The following is a 21,115-nucleotide window of genomic DNA, read 5'->3' as shown; positions in this document are numbered from 1 at the left end:
TCTTGGTCTCAGGGGAGCTTCCGTGACTCGGAGGCGAAGGCTCGATGAGCGCTGCTCCCAGATGTTCCGGGGGCGCGTACACAAACGGCCGTCACACAGCGTACCAGCCGAGCGGGACCGTACGACTACGAGGTCAGCGCGCGGATCGAGTGGTAGACGTCGAAGACCGCCAGGCACAGCGGCACCAGCGTGAGCAGGACGAAGGCCTCGGCGATCTCCAGGAAGCGGCCCCAGAACGGCGTGACCCCCTTGTTCGGCACGATCAGGCCGATCGCGACGATCAGGGCGGCGACCCCGGCGATGGCGGCGGCGAGCCAGACCGTACGGATGTCGAGCGCCCCGCTGTCACCGCGCAGCGCGTCGCGGAACATGCCCGCCGGCGGGTTGATGCACAGGCCGAGGCCGAGCAGCACCAGCGCGCCGAGCCCGGCGGCGAGGGCGCAGCCGACCTGCGTCGAGTACCGGAAGAGGCTGGCCCGCATCATCATGGCGACGCCCGTGGCGAGGGCGAGCAGCTGGGCCCAGGTGTTGTCGGAGAAGCCGAGCACCGCGGCGGCGCCGACGGTGAGCAGCGCGCAGCCGCCGACGAGGCCGACGAGCAGCTCGTGCCCGCGCCGGGCTCGGGCGGTGATGCGGTCGGCGTCGACCGGGCCCTGGGGCGCGGCGTCGGAGTCGTACGCGCCGACGCCGGTGCGGGGCGGGTCGAAGCCGATGGGCAGCCGGGCGAAGCGGGTGGACAGGCCCGGCAGGAAGGCGAGGGCGCCGACGGCGAGCGGGGGGCACACGGCGGCGGTCTCGACCGGCGTCATCCCGGTCAGGATGGCGACGAAGGTGACCAGCATGGCGACGGCGGACGCGAAGACGAACGCCACGAAGGGCCCGTCACCGGCCGGGGCGACCAGCATGAGGACGAGCGAGGTGACCAGGACGGCCGCGCAGGCGAGCAGGAACTGCAGCCGCCCCGGCCCCTGGCCCGCCCCCAGGGCCAGCAGCCCGGACCCGGCGACGGCGGCGTTGGCCATGGCGCCGACGCCGAGCGCGACGGCGGAGCCCCGGTCGTCGTAGACGCGGGCGCGGACGCAGGCGAGCGTCAGCAGCAGCACGGCGGCGACGGCGGCGAGGATGCCGGGCAGGCTGTGCGTGTCGTACCGGGGTGCCGACCGCCACAGGACGAAGGCGAGCAGGACGAGCAGCACGGATCCGCCGAAGAGGCCGGCGCCGCGCATGAGCCCGTCGGTCCAGAAGGTGCGGTCGCGTGCGACGGCGGAGGCGACGGCGTCGGCGACGTCGTCGAAGACCGCGGGGGGCAGCGACTCGGCGAAGGGCCGCAGGGACAGCAGCTCGCCGTCGAGGATCCGCTGGGCGCCCAGGGAGCGGGCGGCGTCGAGCACCGTCCCGTCGCGGCGCACCAGGTGGTAGCCGACCGGGGCGCCCTCGACGGGGCTCTGGCCGGACAGGCGCAGGATCTCCGGGTAGAGGTCGGCGACCGGGATGTCCTCGGGCAGAGCCACGTCGACGCGCCCATCCGGCGCGACGACGGTGACGCGGCAGAAGCCGGTTCCGCCGCCGGACGGCGTCGCGGTGCCCGGCTGGCCGGGTGCGGTGGCCGCCGCTTGGGCCGTCATACTCACCTGCTGCTTCCCCTCGTGTGTGTCGTAATGCTCGTCGTCGTAATGCTCGTCGTCGTAATGCTCGTCGTCGTAATGCTCGTCGTCGTAATGCTCGCCGTGACGCTCGCCGCCGTGACGCTCGCCGTGACGCCCGTCGCCGTGACGCTCGCCGCGACGCCCGCCGTCGTGACGCTCGCCGTGACGCCCGTCGTCGTGACGCTCGCCGTGATGCTCGCCGCTCCCGTGGCCGCCGCGGGCCCGATCAGGGCGTGCGGTGGCCGCCTTGGGCTCGGGGGGCCGGCGGTGCGCTCCGAATGTCCCTTGTTTTGCGGTAGTTCACGGGTGCGCAAATCCGTCGCGTCACCCTACCGCCCGCCCGTCACACCCGACGCAAGTAGGATCCCCTCCCGCGGATGGAACCCGTCGCCACGGGGGCGCCGATAGGAACATTTCCGTCCGGCAAGGGAATTGGTGAGCTGTGAGTCAGATCGTCGTCAAGCGCCCACCACGGGTCCTGCCGTCCGACGTACCCAGCGAGCAGGTGCAGGTGCAACCACCGCCCGAGCTGCCGAGAGGGCAGCAGGAGGGCGCTCTGATGCAGATCCTGCCCATGCTCGGCATGGGCGGATCCGTGGTCTTCTTCTTCATGACCCCGAATCCGATCATGCGGATCATGGGCATGGTGATGATCGCGTCGACCGTCGCCATGGGCATCGCGATGCTCGTGCGGTACCGGCGCGGTACGCAGGGGCAGCTGGCGGATCTGCGCCGCGACTACCTCAAGTACCTGAACCAGACGAGGCGTGCGGTGCTGCGCACGGCGCGGCTCCAGCGGGACGCCCAGTTCTATCTGCATCCGTCCCCGGAGCAGCTGTGGGCGCTGGTCGCCGAGGGCAGCCGGGTGTGGGAGCGGCGGGTGGGCGACGCCGACTTCGGGCAGGTGCGCATCGGTCTGGGCAGCCAGCAGCTCGCGACGCCGCTCCTGGCTCCGGAGACGGCGCCCGTCGACGATCTGGAGCCGCTGACGGCCGGTGCGATGCGGCAGTTCCTGGCGACGCACGGGACGCTGGACGGGCTGCCGATGGCGGTGTCGCTGCGGGCGTTCTACCACGTGACGGTGAGCGGCGAGCAGGAGGCGGTGCGGGCGGCCGCGCGCGCGATGGTGGGTTCGCTGGCCTCGCTGCACTCGCCCGAGGACCTGGTGGTGGCCGTCGGTACGGGGCGGGACGCCGCGGGGCACTGGGAGTGGGCGAAGTGGCTTCCGCACGTCCAGGCGCGGGGTGCCGTGGACGGGGCGGGGAGCCGGCGCCTGATCACGGCGGACCCGATGGATCTGCAGGACCTGCTGGCGGGGCTGCTGGAGGGGCGGCCGCGGTTCCAGGGCGGGGACAGTCCGCTGCTGGACCGGCCGCATGTGGTGGTGGTGCTCGACGGGCAGACGGTGGCGCCGATGTCGCCGCTCGCCGCCGCGGAGGGGCTGCAGGGCGTCACGATCATCGAGGTCGTCCCGGGCGAGGGCGCGGCGGCGCGCGGCCAGCTGTCGGTGGTGGTGCACCCCGACGCGCTGCGGCTGGAGTCGGGGCACGGTCTGGTCTACGACGGAACGCCCGACGGGCTGAGCCTGGAGGGCGCCGAGGCGCTGGCCCGCCAGCTGGCGCCGCTGCGCATGGCGTCGGGCGGTGACGACGACGAGCCGCTGCTCGCCAACCTGGAGTTCACCGACCTGCTGAACCTCGGTGACGCGGCGTCGGTCGACGTGAGCCGGACCTGGCGGCCGCGTTCGCAGTCGGAGCGGCTGCGGGTGCCGATCGGTGTCGGCGAGGACGGCTCGCCCGTGATGCTGGACCTGAAGGAGGCCGCGCAGGAGGGCATGGGCCCGCACGGCCTGTGCGTGGGCGCAACGGGTTCCGGCAAGTCGGAGCTGCTGCGTACGCTGGTGCTGGGCCTGGCGGTCACGCACTCGTCGGAGACGCTGAACTTCGTACTCGCCGACTTCAAGGGTGGTGCGACGTTCGCGGGCATGTCGCAGATGCCGCATGTCGCGGCCGTCATCACCAACCTGGCGGACGACCTGACGCTCGTGGACCGCATGGGCGACTCCATCCGCGGTGAGCTCAACCGCCGCCAGGAGATGCTGCGCGACGCGGGCAACTACGCCAACATCCACGACTACGAGAAGGCGCGCGCGGCCGGTGCCGCGCTGCAGCCGATCCCGTCCCTGGTCCTGGTCATCGACGAGTTCAGCGAGCTGCTGACCGCGAAGCCCGACTTCATCGAGATGTTCGTGCAGATCGGCCGTATCGGCCGCTCGCTGGGCGTGCACCTGCTGCTGGCGTCGCAGCGCCTGGAGGAGGGCCGGCTGCGGGGCCTGGAGACGTACCTGTCGTACCGGATCGGTCTGCGGACGTTCTCAGCGGCCGAGTCGCGGGCGGCGATCGGTGTGCCCGACGCGTACCACCTGCCGAACGTGCCGGGCTCCGGCTATCTGAAGTTCGGTACGGATGAAATGGTCCGGTTCAAGGCGGCGTACGTCTCCGGGGTCTACCGTTCGAACGCGCAGCGGCTCACTGCCGCGGGCGGGCCGCTTCCGGTGGACCGGCAGCCGGTGCCGTTCACGGCGGCGCCGGTGCCGATCCGGTACGTGGAGCCGACGACGCGCACCGCCGAACCGGACGCGGGCGCCCGGGCCGAGGACGACGCGCTGGCCGACACGGTGCTGGACGTCATCGTGCGGCGGCTGGAGGGGCGCGGCGTGGAGGCCCACCAGGTGTGGCTGCCGCCGCTGGACAACCCGCCGCCGCTGGACGAGCTGCTGCCGGGGCTCGCGGAGGTGCAGGGGCGCGGGCTGACGCAGCCCGGCTTCGAGGGCGCGGGCCGCCTGGTCGTCCCCCTGGGGGTGGTGGACAAGCCCTTCGAGCAGCGCCGCGACACCCTCTACCGGGACTTCTCGGGTGCGGCCGGCCATATGCAGATCGTCGGCGGCCCCCAGTCGGGCAAGTCGACGTTGCTGCGGACGCTGATCTCCGCCTTCGCGCTCACGCACACCCCGCACGAGGTGCAGTTCTACGGCCTCGACTTCGGTGGCGGCGGTCTGTCGGCGGTCGCGGGCTTGCCGCACGTCGGTGGCATCGCGTCACGGCTCGATCCGGAGAAGGTGCGGCGTACCGTCTCCGAGGTGTTCGGCATCATGGAGCGCCGGGAGGAGTACTTCCGCGCCTCGGGCATCGACTCCATCGCCACTTACCGCCGGCTGCGGGAGCGCGGTGACATCACTGTCGAGGATCAGCCCCACGGCGACGTGTTCCTGGTCATCGACGGCTGGGGCAACTTCCGCACGGAATACGAGGGCCTCGAGCCGGCGGTGCTGGACATGGCGGCGCGCGGCCTCGGCTACGGCATCCATGTGGTCCTCGCGGCGTCGCGTTCCATGGAGGTCCGCTCCAACATCAAGGACCACCTGATGAACCGGCTCGAGCTGCGTCTGGGTGACCCGATGGACTCGGAGGTGGACCGCAAGATGGCGATCAACGTCCCGAGCGGTGTGCCCGGCCGCGGTCTGACCCCGGAGAAGCTGCACTTCATGACCGCCGTACCGCGCATCGACGGCATCACGTCCGACAGCGACCTGGCCGAGGCCACGGCCGCGATGGGCCAGGATATCGCCCGCCACTGGACCGGCCCGGCTGCCCCGAAGGTGCGCCTGCTGCCTCGCGAGCTCCCGGTGAACGGCCTGCCCGCAGGGTTCGCGGAGCCCCAGCGCGGCGTGGCCTTCGCGATCGACGAGGACCATCTGGAACCGGTCTTCGCCAACTTCGACCGGGACCCGTTCTTCCTGGTCTTCGGTGACAGCGAGTCGGGCAAGTCGAACCTGTTGCGGCTGCTGATCAAACAGGTGACGGAGAGGTACGACGGGAACTCCGCAAAGTTCTTTGTGATCGACAACCGGCGTGCCCTGCTCAACGTCACCCCCGCCACCCATCTGGCGGAGTACGTTCCCATGTCCAACAACATGGCCCATCATGTGGACGCGCTCGCGGACCTGATGCAGCGCCGCACTCCGTCCGCAGACGTCACGGCCCAGCAACTGCGCGACCGCAGTTGGTGGCAGGGCCCGACAATCTTTGTGGTAGTCGACGACTACGACCTGGTGTCAACGTCGAGCGGCAACCCGCTGGCCCCGCTGACCGAGCACCTGCCGTTCGCCCGTGACGTGGGTGTCCGCTTCATCATCGCCCGCCACGGTGCGGGCGCGAGCCGTGCGGCGTACGAGCCCTTCACGCAGCGGATGATGGAACTCGGCGCGCAGGGCGTCCTGCTCTCCGGCGACCCGCAGGAAGGGGCCGTGCTCGGTGGCGCGCGTATGCGCCCGATGCCGGCGGGCCGGGGGGTGTTCGTCTCGCGGCAGCGGGGCAACCGTCTGGTACAGACTGGGTGGATGGGGGATCCGGAGTGAGGCGAAAGCACAGCCCTCGCCTGTGCCAGTGCTGTGGGACAGCGGACGGAGGCCGGCGAAAGGACCGACCCTCTACGGGTGGTGTGGGGCTTGGGGTTCGTGTGGCCGTGGGCTTGGCCGACCACCGCGCAGTCTGGTGGCGCTTCCTGTTTAGCACTACGACGTGGACGTGGACGGCGGCACCGTCTGCTTGACCGTGACGGCCAAGCCCTCTGCGAATCAGCCGGTTCCGGATTCCCTCGCGCCTGTCTGCTTCGATTCTCGGAGCCGAGGTCGCGGACAGCGTCGTGCCCGAAAAGGTGAGCGCGAGGTCGATCCGGTCGCCGTATCCAGTGTCCGACACACAAGGGGAAGGAAGTGCACATGCCGTGGGACGAGTGGGAACAGCTCAAGAGCCAAGCCGCTGAGCGCCAAGCGACACAGATGCAGCTCAACCAGAGACCGGCCGAAGGCGGGGGCGGTGGCACGTCTGGGGGCGCCGACGGCCAGGGTCTGAAGCACTCCGCGAAGCCGTGGAATCGCGCTGCCGCGACGGCCCACGACCTGGGAGTCAACACCAGCACATCCAAGAGCAACCTGACGAAGGGGCATGCGGGCATGTCCGGCGGTCTTACTGGGCTCGCCAGTCTCACCGAGCTGAAGAGTGTCCTGACCTCGTGGGAGAACCGCCTGAAGGCGGTGGCAGACGAATGCGACGCGCTGGAGCCCAAACTGCGGCAGGTGCCGAAGGACCTGAAGGGCACGGACATCGCGACCGGTGCGAAGGCCGACGGCGTACACACGCCGAAGGCAGGTGATCCCAGGTGACCTCCGAGCTCACGTGGCAGCAACTGCGTGATCTGAAGCTGACGGAACTCGATGAGGCCGCCGACAGTTGGGGGGCGGCGTCCCGGCACGCTGACGCGGCACAGACCAGGGTCGACGGCGACATGGACGGTGCGCTGTCGAAAACGCAGGACAGCGAGTCGGCCAAGGCCGCCGTGAGCAGGTTCAAGCGCCTGAGCCGCAACTACGACTACATCAAGACCGAGTGCGGGCTCATCAGGACGGCGGTCAGCGGGCTCTCCTCCGAGCTGGCCTCGCCGCAGCGACGGCTGAAGGAGGCGCTCGCCGACGCGGCCGCCAATTCGTACACGGTCAACGAGGACGGCAGCGTCGACTACCCGGCCGGCGGCGGGAACGAGCTGACCGGCAAGCCGGTCCCTGGCGGCAGGGTGATCGGCAACAGCGGCTTGTTCACCGGGGGAGGCTACGGGCTCCACGGCGGGGGCAACAACGGGTTGCTCGGCGGCGGCTCCCTGTACACGCCGGGCGGACTGATCAACCCCAACCCGCACCATGGCAAGGCCCAGGACATAGCCAACCGCATCGCCATGGCGCTGCGCGACGCTCGCGAGACGGACGGGCGATTCCAACAGACGCTGAGCAAGCTCAAGGCGGCGGACGGCCTCACCGTGGACTCCAAGACCTGGGCGGACGCGGCAGCGGACATGGGTGCAGTGCGCGACGCGACGGGCGACTTCATGAAGAAGGAGATCCCGCTCGACAAGTCGCCCGCCGAGCGCAAGGAATGGTGGGACAACCTGAGCGACGAGCAGCGCGACGAGTACCTGGCGAGCTACCCGGACGTCCTCGGCAACCTGGACGGCATCCCGGCGCTGGTGCGGGATGAGGCCAACCGGCAGAACCTCGACCTGCTGATCGCCGAGTACGAGGGGAAGAAGGGCGAGACGGCCGAGGCCCGGCTCGGCGGGCTGAAGGAGATCCGGCATCAGTTGGAACTGAACGCGGCGGAGCGTCTGAAGAATCCGGCGGAGCCGCCGGCGTTCCTGCTCAGCATCGGCGATGAGGGCACCGGCCGGGCCGCCGTGGCCTTCGGCAACCCCGACACGTCGAAGAACGTCGCCGCGTACGTGCCCGGTCTCGGTACGGCGCTGGACGAGGACTTCGCCCGCAACGACGTCAAGCGGGCGCACGACACCGCGGTCGGTGCACGCGAGAGGGACCCCTCCAGCGCCGCCATCGTGTGGCTGGGGTACGACCCGCCGCAGCTCGGCGGCGTGGACGCCGAGACCCTGCTGTCGAACACCGAGGTAATGTCCGCAGAACGGGCCGAGAAGGGCGCTCCCGCTTACAACTCGTTCATGAGCGGGCTGGCTGCCACCAACGACCACGGGGATCCGCATCTGACGGCCATCGGGCACTCCTACGGCTCGCGGCTGGTGGGCGCCGCCACACAGGAGCCCGGCGGCATACCCGGTGCGGATGACATCGTGCTCCTCGGCAGTCCCGGTGTCGGCGTGGACAAGGCGGAGGACCTGGGAGTCGGCAAGGACCACGTTTTCGTGGGCGCCGCCGACAACGACCCGGTCACGATGCTGCCCTCCAAGAAGGAGGCCGCCGCCGGAACGGCCGGCTTCTTCGTCGGCGGTCCACTGGTGTCGTACCTTGCCGGGGACATCGCCGACCAGGGCGACGACGACATCTGGTTCGGCAAGGACCCGGCCAGCGCGGCCTTCGGCGCCAACCGCATGATGGTGGACGACGGTCCGCGGCCGATCATCGACGGCGAGGGCGCCACACCCGCTCACTCCAACTATTTCAATCCGCAGGAGGACCCCGTGTCGGCCAAGAACATTGCCGCTGTCGTCGCGGGCCAGCCCGAACTCATCATCCCGGAGAAGCACCGATGAAACACCGCACGCTCGCCATGGTGCTTGCCGCATTTGTCGTGTCCGGCTGCGGCCTGATCGACAGTGGCGACGGGACCGGTCCCAAGGGAAAGGCGCAGAACGTGAACATGCAGCAGGCCGGTGAGCAGGCGGAGCAGATCCTGGACGCCACCCTGGCCGCGATCAAGCCCCCTGTGGAGACGCGGCGAGGGCCGTCCAGCGACCCCATCTGCACCGATTTCAAGAACGACGCCACAGGGACCGGCCAGGTCACCCGGAGGCGGCACGTCATGACGGTGATCTCCGCGGAGCGGCGCGGCAGTTTCGTGGGCGTCGTCGAGCGTTACTGGAAGAAGCAGGGCTACGAGATCACCGCGGTTCGCCCGAACAAGGAGCAGCCTGCGGTCTTCGCCCGCACTCCGGAGGGCTTCCAAATCACGGTCGACATCGGCTACAAGGGTCAGGCGTTCTTCAGCGTCATGTCGCCCTGTGTGGCCGAGTCAGAGGTCACCGTGCCTCCCGCCGAGCCGTTCGACCCGGACTCACCGGAAGCCGAGGGCCTGCCGTACATCAAGTCCCCGTTCTGGTCCGCGAACACCCCGGTGCCGTCGTCCTCTCCCAGCGGCGGCTGACGGCAGGGTAGCGAGGGCGCGCCCCACCAGCACCGCCCTCTGCTCAGCGGAGCGATGAGCAGAGGGCGGAGTCGGCTGGCAGGCATGGAGAAGGGTGGGCACCCCTCGCACGTGCCCACCCGACTTCCTGCGTACGGCCTTCAGGGCCTAGAGGAAGTAGCCGGCGGCCTTCTTGTCGCCACCCATGTAGTCGCCGCCTGCCCTTGCCACGACCTGGCCGATCTGCATGAGAGCCCGGTGGATGTCCGCGGCTTCCTTGTCCCACTTCTGCTGTTCCTGGACGTAGGCGGCGTGTGCCTCGCCTTCCCAGCCGGCGGCGACCGCGACCATGGCCGCCCTGATGCTCCGCAGGTCTTCCTCCAGCTTCTTGGCCTGGTTACCGAGCGTGGTCGCCGCCACGTCGAGAGCGTCGTACTTGACGACGAGCTCGTCTCCTGAGTTCATGCCCATGATTCCCTCATCTCACCTGTTGTTGTCATTCGGCGATTCGGCTTCCGGCGTGCCGACATCGAGTGCGCCCGGTAGTTCTAGAGGCCGCTGAGGTTCGACTTCGGGGCAGCGGCACTGGTACCGACGCCGAGATCGACGTTGATGCTCTGCACAGCAGCGAGGACCTCGTCCTCCGTGCCATCCTTGATCTTCCTTGAGGCGCTCAGGCCCTCGAGGAACTTGGCGAGGATCTTCCCGAGACCCACCATCGAGGTGTTGATCTCGTGCTGCTTCGTGTTGAACGCCCCCGCGCCGATACCCTTCCACTGGCCCTCAAGGCTGTCGATCGTGCCCTGAATCTGCTGGAGCTGACCCTTGATCGAGTTGAACTTGTCGAGGAGCTCCCTCTCGAGCTTAATGACTTGCTGGTCTGTAAGCCGCTGTCCTGCCACGGTTGCGTATCCCTTCCGAATTTCTCTTGTGACTGGTGTGTTGCGCTTCACCAGGTGGTGAGAGGTGAAGCCTGACGTGGGCGGAAAGTCTCAGAGCCCGAAGTCCGATGGCCGGTCAGGCCCTGCGGCGCTTCCGTACGACGGCGATGGTTCCGCCCCCGATCACCACCGCGGCGGCGATGGCGCCGAACGCCCATACGGGCAGGCCGCCTCCGTCGTCGGCTGACGCCGAGCTGGAGCCTGCCACGGCAGTGTCCGGACTGGGGTCGCCTGCCGGTGCCTGTGACGAAGCTGGTGCAGAGGAGCCGGGGGATGCGGATGCGGACGGTGATGCGCCTGAGGCGCCGGCCATGTCCGGGAGCGGGCTGACGTTGGGGTCGCCTGGCTTGCCGAGGCCGCGTGTGATGTGCGCGTTGGGACGCACGATGCCGTAGCCGAGGTAGTTGCTGACGGTGCCCGGCTTCCAGTCGTCGCCCCGCGCCGCGCTCTCGAACATGACGCGCAGTACCTGGTTCGCTGTCCAGTTGGGGTGCGCGGACCAGATGAGCGCGGCCGTGGCGGAGGCGATGGCGGTCGCATGGCTGGTGCCCTGCTTGCCGTCGCAGTATCGCGTGAATGTCGCGTCACACCAGCCGGGAATGTCCAAGCCGGGTGCAGCGATGTCCACGAAGTCCCCGTGCTGGGAGAAGTCACCCACCGTGCCTTCGCTGTTGGTCGCGGCAACGCCGACGACTTCCGGAAAAGCGCCCGGGTACTCACGCATGTTTTCCTCGTCGCCGGAGTTACCCACAGCGGCGAACATCAACTTCCCCTTGCTATGGGCATACTTGACCGCCTTCTCCAACCGACTGGTCAAGCCGATGCCGCCATACGACATGTTGATGATTTGCGCATCGCTGTCTGCTGCGGCACGGATGGCGTCTGCTTCATCCCAGACGTTCTTCTCGGGGAAAGGTGCTCCCTCAAGGCGGATACGAATGGGGATGATCTTGGCACCTGGCGCCAGCCCTTGAAGGCCCCCGCTTCGCCCCGTTCCGGCGATCAGTTCCGCCATGGTTGTCCCATGACCTACGTAGTCGTCTGTCTTTCCATCCGTCTCGGTAGCGTCAAACCCTTTGAGAACCTGCCCCTTGAGTGACGGCGTGGAGGAATTAACACCTGAATCGATGACAGCAACCTTGATGCCTTCGCCGGTCTCCTTCTTCCAGATGTCCTCGGCGTGCATCGCATTCAGGTACCACTGCTTCGCCCGTACATCCTCCGCGACTGCGGCCGGAGCCAGGCCGGCGAAGCCGATGGTCCACGCACCGACCAGCGCGAATGTGTACGACAGTCGCCGCCGAATTCGGTGCGTTGTTCCTGCTGTCATCCTGCTCCCTGCGCCTTTCCCTGTACTCAGTCGATCACCGGCGGTACGGCGCCACGTCGGCGGGCCGCCCAGGTCTCTTCGTCTTCCGTCAGGTAGTCGGGGCGTGCCGAGGCGTTGCGCTCCTCCTCGCGGTCTCCCGACTGATTGCGCGGGGGGCGTGCAGTCCCTGGAGCAGCGCCCTGTCGAGGAGCGCCGACGACTCCGTTCACGCTCGGGGTGCCGCGTCCCGTGGGGCGTGCGGATCCCGCTCCCTGGTTCGCTCCGATGACGCCTGCCTGGCCGGGTCTGGCCACAGAGCTACGGCCCTGAGGCGCGCCCTGGCCGCCGATCACCGTTCCGCGGGGGATACGAGAACCACTGGAGCCACCGGCAGCGCGCTGCTGCGGCGTACCGCCGACGATGCCGTTCGCACGGCCTGCTGAGGTGGGGCCTGCCGTACCTGCCCGTCCCGCCATGGGCTGTCCCGTTGCGCTGGGGCGGCCGACGATGGGGCTCTGACCGCTGGTTCCGCCGACACGGCCCTGCCCTCCGCCGGTGGACGTTGACCGGCCCACGGCACTCGGCTGGCCCGTCGTTCCCGCTCGCCCCACTGGAGAGCCGCTACGTCCGGTAGCGGTGCTGTTGCTGCCGCCACTCGTGCCCGAACGACCCATCGCGTTAGCCGTCGGGCCGCCGGTCTTGCCTTGACCCGGCGTGCCCGTCGCCCGGAAGTTCGGGGTTCGTGCAGGGTTCGTCAGGCCCGTTACCAAAGGCGGCAGGTGAGGGCCAGAGCTCGTTGTAGGGCCAGGAGCCGACGGGGACGGCGCAGGACCGACCGGGGCGGTCTGAGGCGGTGGCGCGGCGACGGTGTCGATCTGCATCGAGGTGTCCAACGTGGGCGTCGACGGCATAGACCCGATGCCTTCCGTTCGGGACGGCACACCAGCCGTGCCACCCCGCTCCGCGCCGTACGAGGTGGCCTGCTGCGTCTGCGACCCCTGCGGAACATGGCCGGGGGAGGCACCGGATCCGGCGGGATCCTCTCGCAGCGTGCGTGGCCGCGGCACGTCCGCCTTCAGCTTCGGCGGCAGCGGCGGGGCCTCCTGGCTTGCCAGGGTCTGTTCCGAGACCGCGTAGAACGACGCCAGGCGGTTCATCTGGTTGATGGCTTCCTGGCGGTCCCGCTCGACCTTGACGGCCTTCTGGTACTCCGGGTTGTCGTCGGTGCGTTCCTCCGGGGGGAACTCCGTGGGCTTGCGCTGGTCGGCGCGGGTGTCGCGGGGTGGGCGGGCGCTGCGGACCGAGGCGAGGCCCGTGCTCGCGACCTCCATCTGCTTGCCCGCCACGTTGGCGAAGGACGCCAGGTTCCAGGTGTACTTGGCGAGTTCGTTGCCGAAGCGTTCGAACTCGGTGGCCGCCTCGCCCTTCCACTCCACAGCCGCGACGGAGGTCATCAGTTCCGTCGCCGCCTCGTTGAGGGCCTTGCGGGCAGCCCCCAGGGCCTTGCCGGCGGACTCCAGGTCCTCCGGGTTGGCCGACTCGAGGAGGTCCAGCATCGCGTTGAGGCGGGCGTTCTCGAAGTCCGTCTTGCCGAAGATGCCCCCGGGGCCGCTGCCGGGGCCGAAGCCGATGCGCTGGAACGTCGATGCGGCAACCTCGTAGGCGTTGGTGATGTTGTACTTCGCCTGGATCCCGGCCTGTTGCTCGACCTGGTGCTGCTCCTGCGCCTGTGCCTGCTCTTCGATGGCCTGCTGCGTGTCTTCCCTCGTCATCGGCGTTACCCCAGGTCCTTCATGCCGGTCTTCGCGTCGTTGCGGGGCTGCTGGTTACCCTGCTGAGCGCGCTCGCGGGCCTCCTGCTCCGCGTGTGCCTCGCGCAGCCTGGCGTCGATGGTGTGGAAGCGGCGGCGCATGTCCTCGTCCACGTTGTCGAGGCCGACCTCGGAGGCGTGGACGGCGATCCGCAGCATCTCGATCTGGTCGCCGAGGAACTTGGAGAGGGAGACCAGCTCCTTGTGGACGCGGTTGTACTGCGTGAAGAAGCCGTCCGCCTCCGCGAAGGGCAGGTTGCCGCCGCTGAAGGAGGTTCGGGCGATCGTCTGCTGGGCCACCTTGGACGTGCCGCCCGGGCCGTTCTCGAATTCCGTGAGCAGCTTGTCGATCCTGGACTGGAAGCGCTTCAGTGCTCCCGCGCCCTTCGCGAGGTCACCCGCCCCCGTGTTACCGCCGCTGTGCCCGCCTTCGTAAGGCAGCATGCCCGTCCCTCCCCGTTTGCTCTGCTGTCACGCATTGCGATCGTACTGATGACTGATTAGGCGATCGCACAGATGCCACTCTATCCAGCGCCTCCGACAGCCCCAAGCGCCTTACGTGTCACGCGGCTTCCGTTGATGACGGTGCGACATGTCTCTCCGGTTGCAGCCGTGATCGTCACGTTGTTCGCATGCGCGCCGCCCTGCGGCGGGCGTCGCGCACCGCCACCGCGCCTCCGGCGATCGACGCGGCCAGGACGACGCCGCCCACGACGACGTACGTGGCCAGGCGGGCGGTGCGCTGTTCCGGGGTCTCGCCCAGGTGGACCTCCGCCGGGGTGGGCGGCTCCGCGCGCGTGACGCCCTCGTGGGCGACCGGGGCCTCGATCGGCTTGTCGTCCTCCGTCAGGGCGCGGACCGGGTCGACGACGCCCCAGCCCACGAGCCGGTCGTGGCCGGCGATCGAGCGTTCCGCGGTCTGCTGGATCTGCGCCACGATCTGCTCCTGCGTCCAGTCCTTGTGCTTGCTCTTGATGAGCGCGGCGATGGCGGCGACGTAAGGGGCCGAGAAACTGGTGCCGTTGTCGGCGCAGTGACCGCCGCCCGGCACGGTTGTGATCATGTCCACACCGGGTGCCGCCACGCCGACGAAGTCGCCGGACTGGGAGAACGGGGCCCGTTCGTTGTTGCGGTCGGAGGCCGCCACCGCCAGGACGCCCTTGTACGAAGCGGGGTACGTCTTCTTCACGTTGCCCCCCAGGCCGTCGTTGCCCGCCGAGGCGACCACCACGATCTCCTTGTCCAGGGCCCGTTGCACGGCCTGCTTGAGCAGCGGCGTCGGCTCTATGGCGTTCGCCGTGTCCTGGGAGATGTTGATCACGTCGGCGTCCTCGTCGATCGCGTGGTCGATCGCCGCCGCCAGCGTCGCCGCCGTGCCTCTGCCGTCCGCGTCGTTCTGCTGGATCGGGATGATCGTGGCGCCCGGCGCCAGGCCGACGAAACCCGTGCCCTTCGCCGGGCGGGCCGCGATGATGCCCGCGACCTTCGTGCCGTGGCCGACGACGTCGGTCGTGCCGTCCTCCCTGCCGCGCTCGATCTTGTTGCCGTTCTCGTCCTCGGCGTCCTTCGGGAGCAGGTTGACGCCGCTCTTGACGTCCACCGCCGGCTTGAGCTGCGGGTGGCGGACGTCGACGCCCGTGTCGATGACGGCGACCCGTACGCCCGCGCCCGTCGACTGCTTCCACACCTCGTCGAGCAGGACCCGCTGCAGCGCCCAGGGGCGGCCCTCGTACGGCTTGCTGGGGTACGTGCACTGGCCCGGGGAGTCCGCCACCGCCCTAGGGGCGGGGAGGGTGAGCGTCATCAGGGCCGCCGCTGCCAGGACCGGTACTACGCGTACTACGCGCGCGTGCGCGGGCTTCTTGAGCTTCATTTCGTACGCCTCCGGGCTCACGAGCCCTGCGGCTGGCGTGCCGCGGCCGTCGACAGACGCGGGCCCGTCGGCAGGAACGACGACCAGGCCGCCGGCACCGGGAGCGGGTCGACGCCCTTGTAGCCGAGCCGGTTCTGGGCCTGCTGCGCCTCCTGGAGGCGGGCCTTCTTCTCCTCCTCGGAGCCGGACGAGCCGATGCCGGAGTCGTCGGCCGCGCTGTCGCCGTTGGACTGCATCGCGTACCGCAGGCCGGTGTCCGTCACGAGGAAGAGGAAGCCGGTGTCGGTGCGGGAGCCCTTGAACTGGCGGAACAGCTGGCCGGTGCCGGGCGTGACGTACGCGCTGCTGGAGCCGGTCGGCAGCGGGGCGGGGAAGCCGGTGCCGGCCCAGGTGCTGAGGGTCGTGGAGCCGTCGTCCTCGTCGACCTCGCGCAGGACGTTGCAGACGGTGTTGCGGCTGCCCTCGTCCGTGCTCGCGGAGTTCACCGGCGTCGGGGCGAGCCGGGGCCACTTCACGTCGTCGCCGAACGCCTCGCCCGGCTGGAAGGTGGCGGCGCTGACGGAGGTCGCCTGGCCGTCCTGGCCGAGCTCGACGAGCTGACGGCTGTTGAGCAGGAGCTTGGCGGTGAAGTCGGACACGGGGGCGACGCGGCCCTCCAGCACCACGTACTGCTGCTTCTTCGTGCCGTCGGTCGCGGTGAGCACCATGCCCACCTTGTTCACCTCGGGGTCCAGCTTGCCGGGCACGCCCGCGTCGGCGCCCGGCTGCCCGGGGACGTCGGGGAAGGTGATGCGGTCGCCCTTGTGCAGGGTGTCGAGCCAGCCGGCGGACACCGGCTGCGGGGCGCGGCCCTGGCCGACGAGCTGGCGCAGCAGCAGCTCGTCCTGCTTGACGGGGTACGCCGTGCCCGAGGCGTCCACGACGTAGCGGACCCGCTCCGGGGCCGGGCCCTCGACGTACAGCAGCTCGCCGCCGCTCAGCCGGCTCTTGCCCTCGGTCTTCTCGTGCTCGCGCTCGGCGAGGACGAACGCGGCCTTCTGTATGGCCCGTCCGCCCTCGACGGGGCGTTCGCACACCGCCCAGCGCTTGGCGGACCCGGCCTCCTTCGGGTCGGGGAGGCGGTCGGGGGCGTACGGGATGCCGAGGGTCGCGCCGTGCGGGATCTTGCCGCTGTCCAGGACGGACTCGTCGACGTTGATCACTTTGCCCTTGTCGGGGTTGAGCAGCAGCTTCGCGGACGCCATGTTGAGGACCGGGTGGAGCTGCTTCTTGCCGTCCGTCTTCAACACCACGTAGCGGGTGGTCGACTTGCTGGCGATGATGACGTTCTCACCGGGCTGGTCCCACTTCTGGGGTGCCACCGGGCGGAACATGCCCCACGCCCCGAACACGGCCAGGATCACGACGCCCACGATGGCTCCGGGCATCACCGCGCGCAGGGGGCGGGGCGCGCCCTCTTCGGAACCGGTCACGTTCGGCTGGAGGAATTGCGCGACGAGTCTCCGCTTCGCGAAGGTGTAGGCGTTGAGTTCGTCCCGACGCGATGCCATCTGTCCGCTGTCCCTCTCCCCGCTGGGCTGCCGCTTTCCCTGTCTCGCAAGGGCGGCCTCCGTCGTCACCGCCCCCTACTATGCCTGCTGGCGTCCGCGTCTCTCCGCTCAGGTAGGGTGATCGCCCGGTCAAGGCCCGTGGGACAACGGGGCGTACGGACACAAGGGGGCAACGCGGCGATGGGTACGGCGACGCGCGCACGCACGGGGCGGTCCGGCGACCGACGCTCCGCCGGCCCTTCCCGGCGGCAACGCAGCAATCAACACGGCAATCAGGGCCCGCACACCCAGGGCGGAAGCCCCGGCAGCGGCAGCGGCAACGGCTCCCGGCGTGGAGCGCGCCGCACCGGCGGGCGCTCCGCGGGCCGTTCGGGCGGCGCCGCGCTGGCCGCGCCCCGGCCGCTGTCGCGGTTCAGCCGTATCGGCCCCGTGCAGCTGCGCCAACTCGTGCTCGTCGAGCTGGCTTTGGCGCTGGCCGCGGTCGGTGCGGTCCTGCGCGGGCTCTGGCTCATCCCCACGCTGACCGTCGCCGTCGTCCTGCTGCTCCTCGCCGTGCTGCGGCGCCGCGGGTACGCCGTGCAGGACTGGCTGTCGACGGCGCTGGCGCTGCGCGGCCGCAAGCGCGCGGCCGGACCCGCCGCCGCGGACGTGGACCCGTCGCTCGCCCCGATCGTCGAGGGGCTGCCGGGCTTCCGCCCGTACCCCTATGTCGACCGCAAGCGGCGCACCGTGGGCATGCTCGGGGACGGCACGTTCCTCACGGCCGTCGTACGCGTCGAGGCGAGCGGCTCGGCCCCGCGTCCCGCGCTGGGTGCGCGCACGCTGCCGCTGTCGCTGCTGGACGGGGCCCTGGAGGTCGACGACATCGTCCTGGAGTCGGTGCAGTTGGTGCAGCAGGTGCGTTCCGCCCCGGCGCCGCACCTGCCGCAGCAGGCCGTGGCCCGCCTCTCGTACGCGCCGCTCCAGCAGCGCACCGGGTCGCCGGCGCTGCGCATGACGTGGGTCGCGCTCAAGCTGGACCCGGAGCGCTGCCGCGAGGCCGTCGAGGCGCGCGGCGGCGGTGTCGAGGGCGCGCAGCGCTGCCTGGTACGGGCCGCCGACCACATCGCCAGCCGGATCACGGGCGCCGGGTTCGACGCCGTGGTGCTGGACCAGGAGGAGCTGAACGCCACCATGGCGACCGCGGCCTGCGCGAGCCCCCGCCTGGCGGCCCGCGCGCACCGCCCGGACGCCGCACCCCAGCGCCGTACGGTCGAGACGCCGCGCGTCTGGCGGTGCGACGACCGCTGGCACACGACGTACGCGGTGGGCCGCTGGCCCGACCTCTCCGCGGGCGGCGGCGCGCAGGCGGCGCGTGGCGCGTCACCGCTGGCCGCGCTGGTGTCGCTGCTCACCGCGACGCCCGCGTACGCGACCACGTTCAGCCTCGCCATGCATCGCGGTACGCGGCAGGGCACGGCGAACCTCGCCGGGTACGTGCGGATCACCGGCGGCTCGGACACCGAACTCATCGGCGTGCGGCGCGCGTTGGAGCAGGCCGCCCGTTCTGCGAAGGTCGGACTCGTACGACTCGACCGGGACCAGCTGCCCGGTGTGCTGGCGACGCTGCCGCTGGGAGGGACGCGTTGATGTTCGGGACAGGGTCGGTGCGCGGGCCTCGGGGCCCCCGGGGTCTGCTGGGTCCGCGCCACGCCGGGCACAGCGTGTCCGTGCGGGGCCTGGCCGCGCTCTCCCTCCCGGTCGGTGACGACGGGGTGGTGATCGGGGACGACGCCGAGGGCAGCCCGCGCATCGTGGGCTTCCACCGCTCGACGCCGTACGACGTGCTGCTCATCGGCGGTCTCTGGACGGCGCAGGTGCTCGCGCTGCGGGCGGCGGGCACGGGTGCCCGCGTGGCGGTGGAGACGGGCCGGGCGCAGGCGTGGACGTCGCTGGCGCACGCCGCCGGTGCGGGTCTCGAGTGCATCACGCTGCACGACGTGGGGCGTGTGCCGCCGATGGGTGCCACGGTCGGCAGCCCGGTTCTCGTCGTACGCGACTGCGGGATGCGGCCGCCGCGCGGGCGTGTGGTGTCGTCGCCGTGGCAGTCGGTGCTGACCCTGCTGCCGTATCTGAGCCCGGTGGCACCCCGGTTGATGCGCGCGGCGGCGCTGGTGGGCGTGCAGCGGGTCTCGCCGCAGGAGGCGGACCAGATCGGCCGGATACTGGGCCTGTCGCGCGCCGAGACCGAGGCCCTGCCGACCCTCGCGGACGGTGTGACGCTGTGGTGCGCGGGGCGTGAGCGGCACTGGGTGATGACGAGCGGCACGGACGCGGAGACGGGACTGCTGGGCGTGGCCCGGCGGATGGACTGAGCCTTCGGCGCCCGGCCCCGGCCCCGGTCGCCGAGCACGCGGCGCCCGTCTGTCAAGTGCCCAGGTGGCGGGGCGGTGAGGCGCCCTAGGATGCCGGTGGAGGCGACGGCGCGTATCGCTGTCGCCCCATTCATCCCACGGCGACCGGAAGGAACTTGAGCGATGGGCAGCGCACAGGAGAAGGACGAGCTGTACGCCCTCGACATCTCGGGGGTCGAGTGGCACGGGGCTCCGGGCACCAGCCCGGACGAGGAGCGCGTCGAGATCGCCTACCTGCCGGGCGGCGCGGTGGCCATGCGGTCGTCGCTCCAGCCCGACACGGTCCTGCGGTACACCGAGGCGGAGTGGCGGGCGTTCGTGCTCGGCGCGCGGGACGGGGAGTTCGACCTGCAGTGAGCCGCGGTGCCGCCGGTGCGCCGGCCGGTGCGCGCGCCGGTGCGCGTTCTTCACGCCTTCTTCACCCGGGCGCGGGGCCCGGGTGTGCGTGAGGTCCGCCTCGTAGGGAGTGATGAGCCTCCGTCACTCTGCACCTCTCTGCACCTTTTTGTCGTGGGTCGTCCTCACGTTGCGGTACGTCGACGTCACATGCTGGTGAAGAACCCCGCCGGGGACGGCTCTTGCCGGACCGGCGGGCCTGACGCATGGGTACCGTCGGCGATTAGGGTGGGACGAGCCGGCCATAGACCCGCGCGGGCGTGCGAGGCCCCAGGGCGAGCCGAGCGGACGGACGACAGGAACGGTCGCCCTCACCCATTGACGGCGCAAGGGTGCTCGACCACACCAGGAGGCAAAGTGAACGGCGATCGGGACGAGATGCGCGAGGGATGGCCCCTGCCGCCCGGCGACGATCAGTCCGACGCGGATGCCGCCGAGATGACGGGTGAGTTCACCATCGACTACACCCCGCCCGCCTGGTACACGCAGAACGCGGCGGACACGGGGGCGCCGGGCGCCGCACCGGCCGCCGCGCCTACGGCTGCCGCGCCCACTGGTGCCGTGCCCACGGGCACTACGCCGCCTCCGCCGCCGGGTGCGACGCCGCCGCCTCCGCCGCCGACCGGGCAGCCGATCGCCGTTCCGGGGCTGCCGCCGGGCAACGGGTTCCAGCCGAACTGGACGGCCACGGCGCCGCCTGCCGGGCCGATGGGCGCCGGTGAGGCTGCGGCGGGTGGGGACGCGCCGGTGGCGGGTGACGCGCCGGTGGCGGGTGACGCGCCTGTAGCGGGTGACGCGCCTGTAGCGGGTGACGCGCCTGTAGCGGGTGACGCGGCCTCCGGTGGTGCGCCCGTCGGCGGTGACGGCGGCTTCGGCGCAGGGCGTTCGTTCGGTGGTGGCGACCTGGAGAGCAGCGCCACCATGCGCTTCTCTCCGGCGGCGCTGAAGCGCGAGATGGCCGAGCTGGCCCAGCAGGCCGAGCAGGCGAAGGCCGCTGAGGGCGGCGAGGGCGACCAGGCCGCCGCTGCCGGCGCCGGTACGGCGACCGACGGCGAGGCCGAGGGCGCCACCGCGGAGGGTACGGCCCCGGAGAAGGTCACGGACGGCGAGCCGGTGGCGGTGGTGGCTGGGGACGCCGAGCCGGCGGACGCGTCGGACGACCGGGGCGAGAGCTCCGAAGAGGTACGTGACGAGGCGCCCGCGGCCGTACAGGGCGCCGAGGAGCCGGAACCGGCTGCTGCCGCCGCCGCGCCTCTCGGCACGGCCCCTCAGGATGCGCGCCCGCAGGACGCGAACTCCCAGGGCCTCGCCCCGCAGGACGCGACCGCGCCGGGCCTTGCCCCGCAGGACGCTGCTCCGCACGATGCGGCCTCGCAGGGGTTCGCACCGCAGGGCTCGGCCCCGCAGGGGTTCGCACCGCAGGGCTCGGCCCCGCAGGGGTTCGCACCGCAGGGCTCGGCCCCCCAGGGGTTCGCACCGCAGGGCTCGGCCCCCCAG

Annotated in this window: 17 protein-coding genes; 9 read left to right on the top strand and 8 right to left on the bottom strand. The window is 70.8% G+C overall.

From position 1 onward, the window contains the following. Positions 1–125: 125 nt before the first annotated feature. The gene (eccD, locus tag HTZ82_RS15535) at positions 126–1,625 is read right to left on the bottom strand and encodes a type VII secretion integral membrane protein EccD (RefSeq protein ID WP_175409975.1); all 1,500 of its coding nucleotides are present in this window, start codon (positions 1,623–1,625) and stop codon (positions 126–128) included. Between the two features lie 33 nt (positions 1,626–1,658). Here eccD and HTZ82_RS15530 point away from each other — a divergent pair, with 33 nt between their 5' ends. From HTZ82_RS15530 to HTZ82_RS15510, 5 genes are all read left to right on the top strand, one after another. Then, a complete protein-coding gene (locus HTZ82_RS15530) occupies positions 1,659–2,054 on the top strand; it encodes a hypothetical protein (RefSeq protein WP_175409974.1) in 396 nt (131 codons plus the stop codon). A 34-nt stretch (positions 2,055–2,088) separates the two neighbouring features. Then, entirely contained in the window at positions 2,089–6,063 is a 3,975-nt protein-coding gene (gene eccCa, locus HTZ82_RS15525) for a type VII secretion protein EccCa (RefSeq protein WP_175409973.1), read from the top strand. Between the two features lie 363 nt (positions 6,064–6,426). Beyond that, on the top strand, positions 6,427–6,870 hold the full coding sequence (locus HTZ82_RS15520; protein WP_175409972.1) for an amino acid ABC transporter permease: 444 nt from the start codon (positions 6,427–6,429) through the stop codon (positions 6,868–6,870). After that, positions 6,867–8,756, top strand: a complete 1,890-nt coding sequence (locus tag HTZ82_RS15515; protein ID WP_175409971.1) for an alpha/beta hydrolase — start codon at positions 6,867–6,869, stop codon at positions 8,754–8,756. The genes HTZ82_RS15520 and HTZ82_RS15515 overlap by 4 nt, the downstream gene beginning before the upstream one ends. Further along, on the top strand, positions 8,753–9,367 hold the full coding sequence (locus HTZ82_RS15510) for a hypothetical protein (protein ID WP_217624200.1): 615 nt from the start codon (positions 8,753–8,755) through the stop codon (positions 9,365–9,367). The genes HTZ82_RS15515 and HTZ82_RS15510 overlap by 4 nt, the downstream gene beginning before the upstream one ends. A gap of 147 nt (positions 9,368–9,514) precedes the next feature. Here the strand turns inward: HTZ82_RS15510 and HTZ82_RS15505 are convergent, their stop codons facing one another. The 7 genes from HTZ82_RS15505 to eccB form a co-directional block, all read right to left on the bottom strand. After that, positions 9,515–9,817, bottom strand: coding sequence for a WXG100 family type VII secretion target (locus tag HTZ82_RS15505; protein ID WP_175409970.1), 303 nt, complete (start codon positions 9,815–9,817; stop codon positions 9,515–9,517). Positions 9,818–9,894: 77 nt separating this feature from the next. Next, positions 9,895–10,248 carry a WXG100 family type VII secretion target gene (locus HTZ82_RS15500; protein WP_175409969.1) on the bottom strand — a complete coding sequence of 118 codons (354 nt, stop codon included), beginning with the start codon at positions 10,246–10,248 and terminating at the stop codon, positions 9,895–9,897. Positions 10,249–10,363: 115 nt separating this feature from the next. Then, complete coding sequence (locus HTZ82_RS15495; protein WP_175409968.1) at positions 10,364–11,617, bottom strand: S8 family serine peptidase; 1,254 nt, start codon at positions 11,615–11,617, stop codon at positions 10,364–10,366. 26 nt (positions 11,618–11,643) lie between these two features. Then, a complete protein-coding gene (locus HTZ82_RS15490; RefSeq protein WP_175409967.1) occupies positions 11,644–13,368 on the bottom strand; it encodes a hypothetical protein in 1,725 nt (574 codons plus the stop codon). Between the two features lie 5 nt (positions 13,369–13,373). After that, entirely contained in the window at positions 13,374–13,850 is a 477-nt protein-coding gene (locus tag HTZ82_RS15485) for a hypothetical protein (RefSeq protein ID WP_175409966.1), read from the bottom strand. Positions 13,851–14,025: 175 nt separating this feature from the next. Then, complete coding sequence (mycP, locus tag HTZ82_RS15480; protein WP_175409965.1) at positions 14,026–15,279, bottom strand: type VII secretion-associated serine protease mycosin; 1,254 nt, start codon at positions 15,277–15,279, stop codon at positions 14,026–14,028. 17 nt (positions 15,280–15,296) lie between these two features. Continuing rightward, the gene (eccB, locus tag HTZ82_RS15475) at positions 15,297–16,829 is read right to left on the bottom strand and encodes a type VII secretion protein EccB (RefSeq protein ID WP_175409964.1); all 1,533 of its coding nucleotides are present in this window, start codon (positions 16,827–16,829) and stop codon (positions 15,297–15,299) included. Between the two features lie 420 nt (positions 16,830–17,249). Between eccB and eccE the strand changes: the two genes are divergently transcribed. The 4 genes from eccE to HTZ82_RS15455 form a co-directional block, all read left to right on the top strand. Beyond that, complete coding sequence (gene eccE / locus HTZ82_RS15470) at positions 17,250–18,458, top strand: type VII secretion protein EccE (RefSeq protein ID WP_375540825.1); 1,209 nt, start codon at positions 17,250–17,252, stop codon at positions 18,456–18,458. Continuing rightward, positions 18,458–19,183 (top strand): hypothetical protein, encoded by a 726-nt coding sequence (locus tag HTZ82_RS15465; RefSeq protein WP_175409962.1) that lies wholly within the window; start codon positions 18,458–18,460, stop codon positions 19,181–19,183. Before eccE ends, HTZ82_RS15465 begins: the two co-directional genes overlap by 1 nt. A 162-nt stretch (positions 19,184–19,345) precedes the next feature. After that, positions 19,346–19,579, top strand: a complete 234-nt coding sequence (locus tag HTZ82_RS15460) for a DUF397 domain-containing protein (protein WP_175409961.1) — start codon at positions 19,346–19,348, stop codon at positions 19,577–19,579. 396 nt (positions 19,580–19,975) lie between these two features. Then, positions 19,976–21,115 (top strand): SCO5717 family growth-regulating ATPase (locus HTZ82_RS15455; protein ID WP_309235497.1); only part of this gene is annotated, 1,140 nt, incomplete at its 3' end.

The sequence above is a fragment of the Streptomyces sp. TRM64462 genome (genome assembly GCF_013362995.1).
In the GTDB taxonomy this organism is placed as follows: domain Bacteria; phylum Actinomycetota; class Actinomycetes; order Streptomycetales; family Streptomycetaceae; genus Streptomyces.
Note: the sequence above shows the minus strand (reverse complement) of the source record. Positions and strands in the feature narration are given on the sequence as shown.

Coding starts and splice junctions, on each gene's coding strand:
- eccD (WP_175409975.1), bottom strand. CDS start 1,625: ATGACGGCCCAAGCGGCGGCCACCGCACCCGGCCAGCCGGGCACCGCG.
- HTZ82_RS15530 (WP_175409974.1), top strand. CDS start 1,659: ATGCTCGTCGTCGTAATGCTCGTCGTCGTAATGCTCGTCGTCGTAATG.
- HTZ82_RS15520 (WP_175409972.1), top strand. CDS start 6,427: ATGCCGTGGGACGAGTGGGAACAGCTCAAGAGCCAAGCCGCTGAGCGC.
- HTZ82_RS15510 (WP_217624200.1), top strand. CDS start 8,753: ATGAAACACCGCACGCTCGCCATGGTGCTTGCCGCATTTGTCGTGTCC.
- HTZ82_RS15505 (WP_175409970.1), bottom strand. CDS start 9,817: ATGGGCATGAACTCAGGAGACGAGCTCGTCGTCAAGTACGACGCTCTC.
- HTZ82_RS15495 (WP_175409968.1), bottom strand. CDS start 11,617: ATGACAGCAGGAACAACGCACCGAATTCGGCGGCGACTGTCGTACACA.
- HTZ82_RS15490 (WP_175409967.1), bottom strand. CDS start 13,368: ATGACGAGGGAAGACACGCAGCAGGCCATCGAAGAGCAGGCACAGGCG.
- HTZ82_RS15485 (WP_175409966.1), bottom strand. CDS start 13,850: ATGCTGCCTTACGAAGGCGGGCACAGCGGCGGTAACACGGGGGCGGGT.
- mycP (WP_175409965.1), bottom strand. CDS start 15,279: ATGAAGCTCAAGAAGCCCGCGCACGCGCGCGTAGTACGCGTAGTACCG.
- eccB (WP_175409964.1), bottom strand. CDS start 16,829: ATGGCATCGCGTCGGGACGAACTCAACGCCTACACCTTCGCGAAGCGG.
- HTZ82_RS15465 (WP_175409962.1), top strand. CDS start 18,458: ATGTTCGGGACAGGGTCGGTGCGCGGGCCTCGGGGCCCCCGGGGTCTG.
- HTZ82_RS15460 (WP_175409961.1), top strand. CDS start 19,346: ATGGGCAGCGCACAGGAGAAGGACGAGCTGTACGCCCTCGACATCTCG.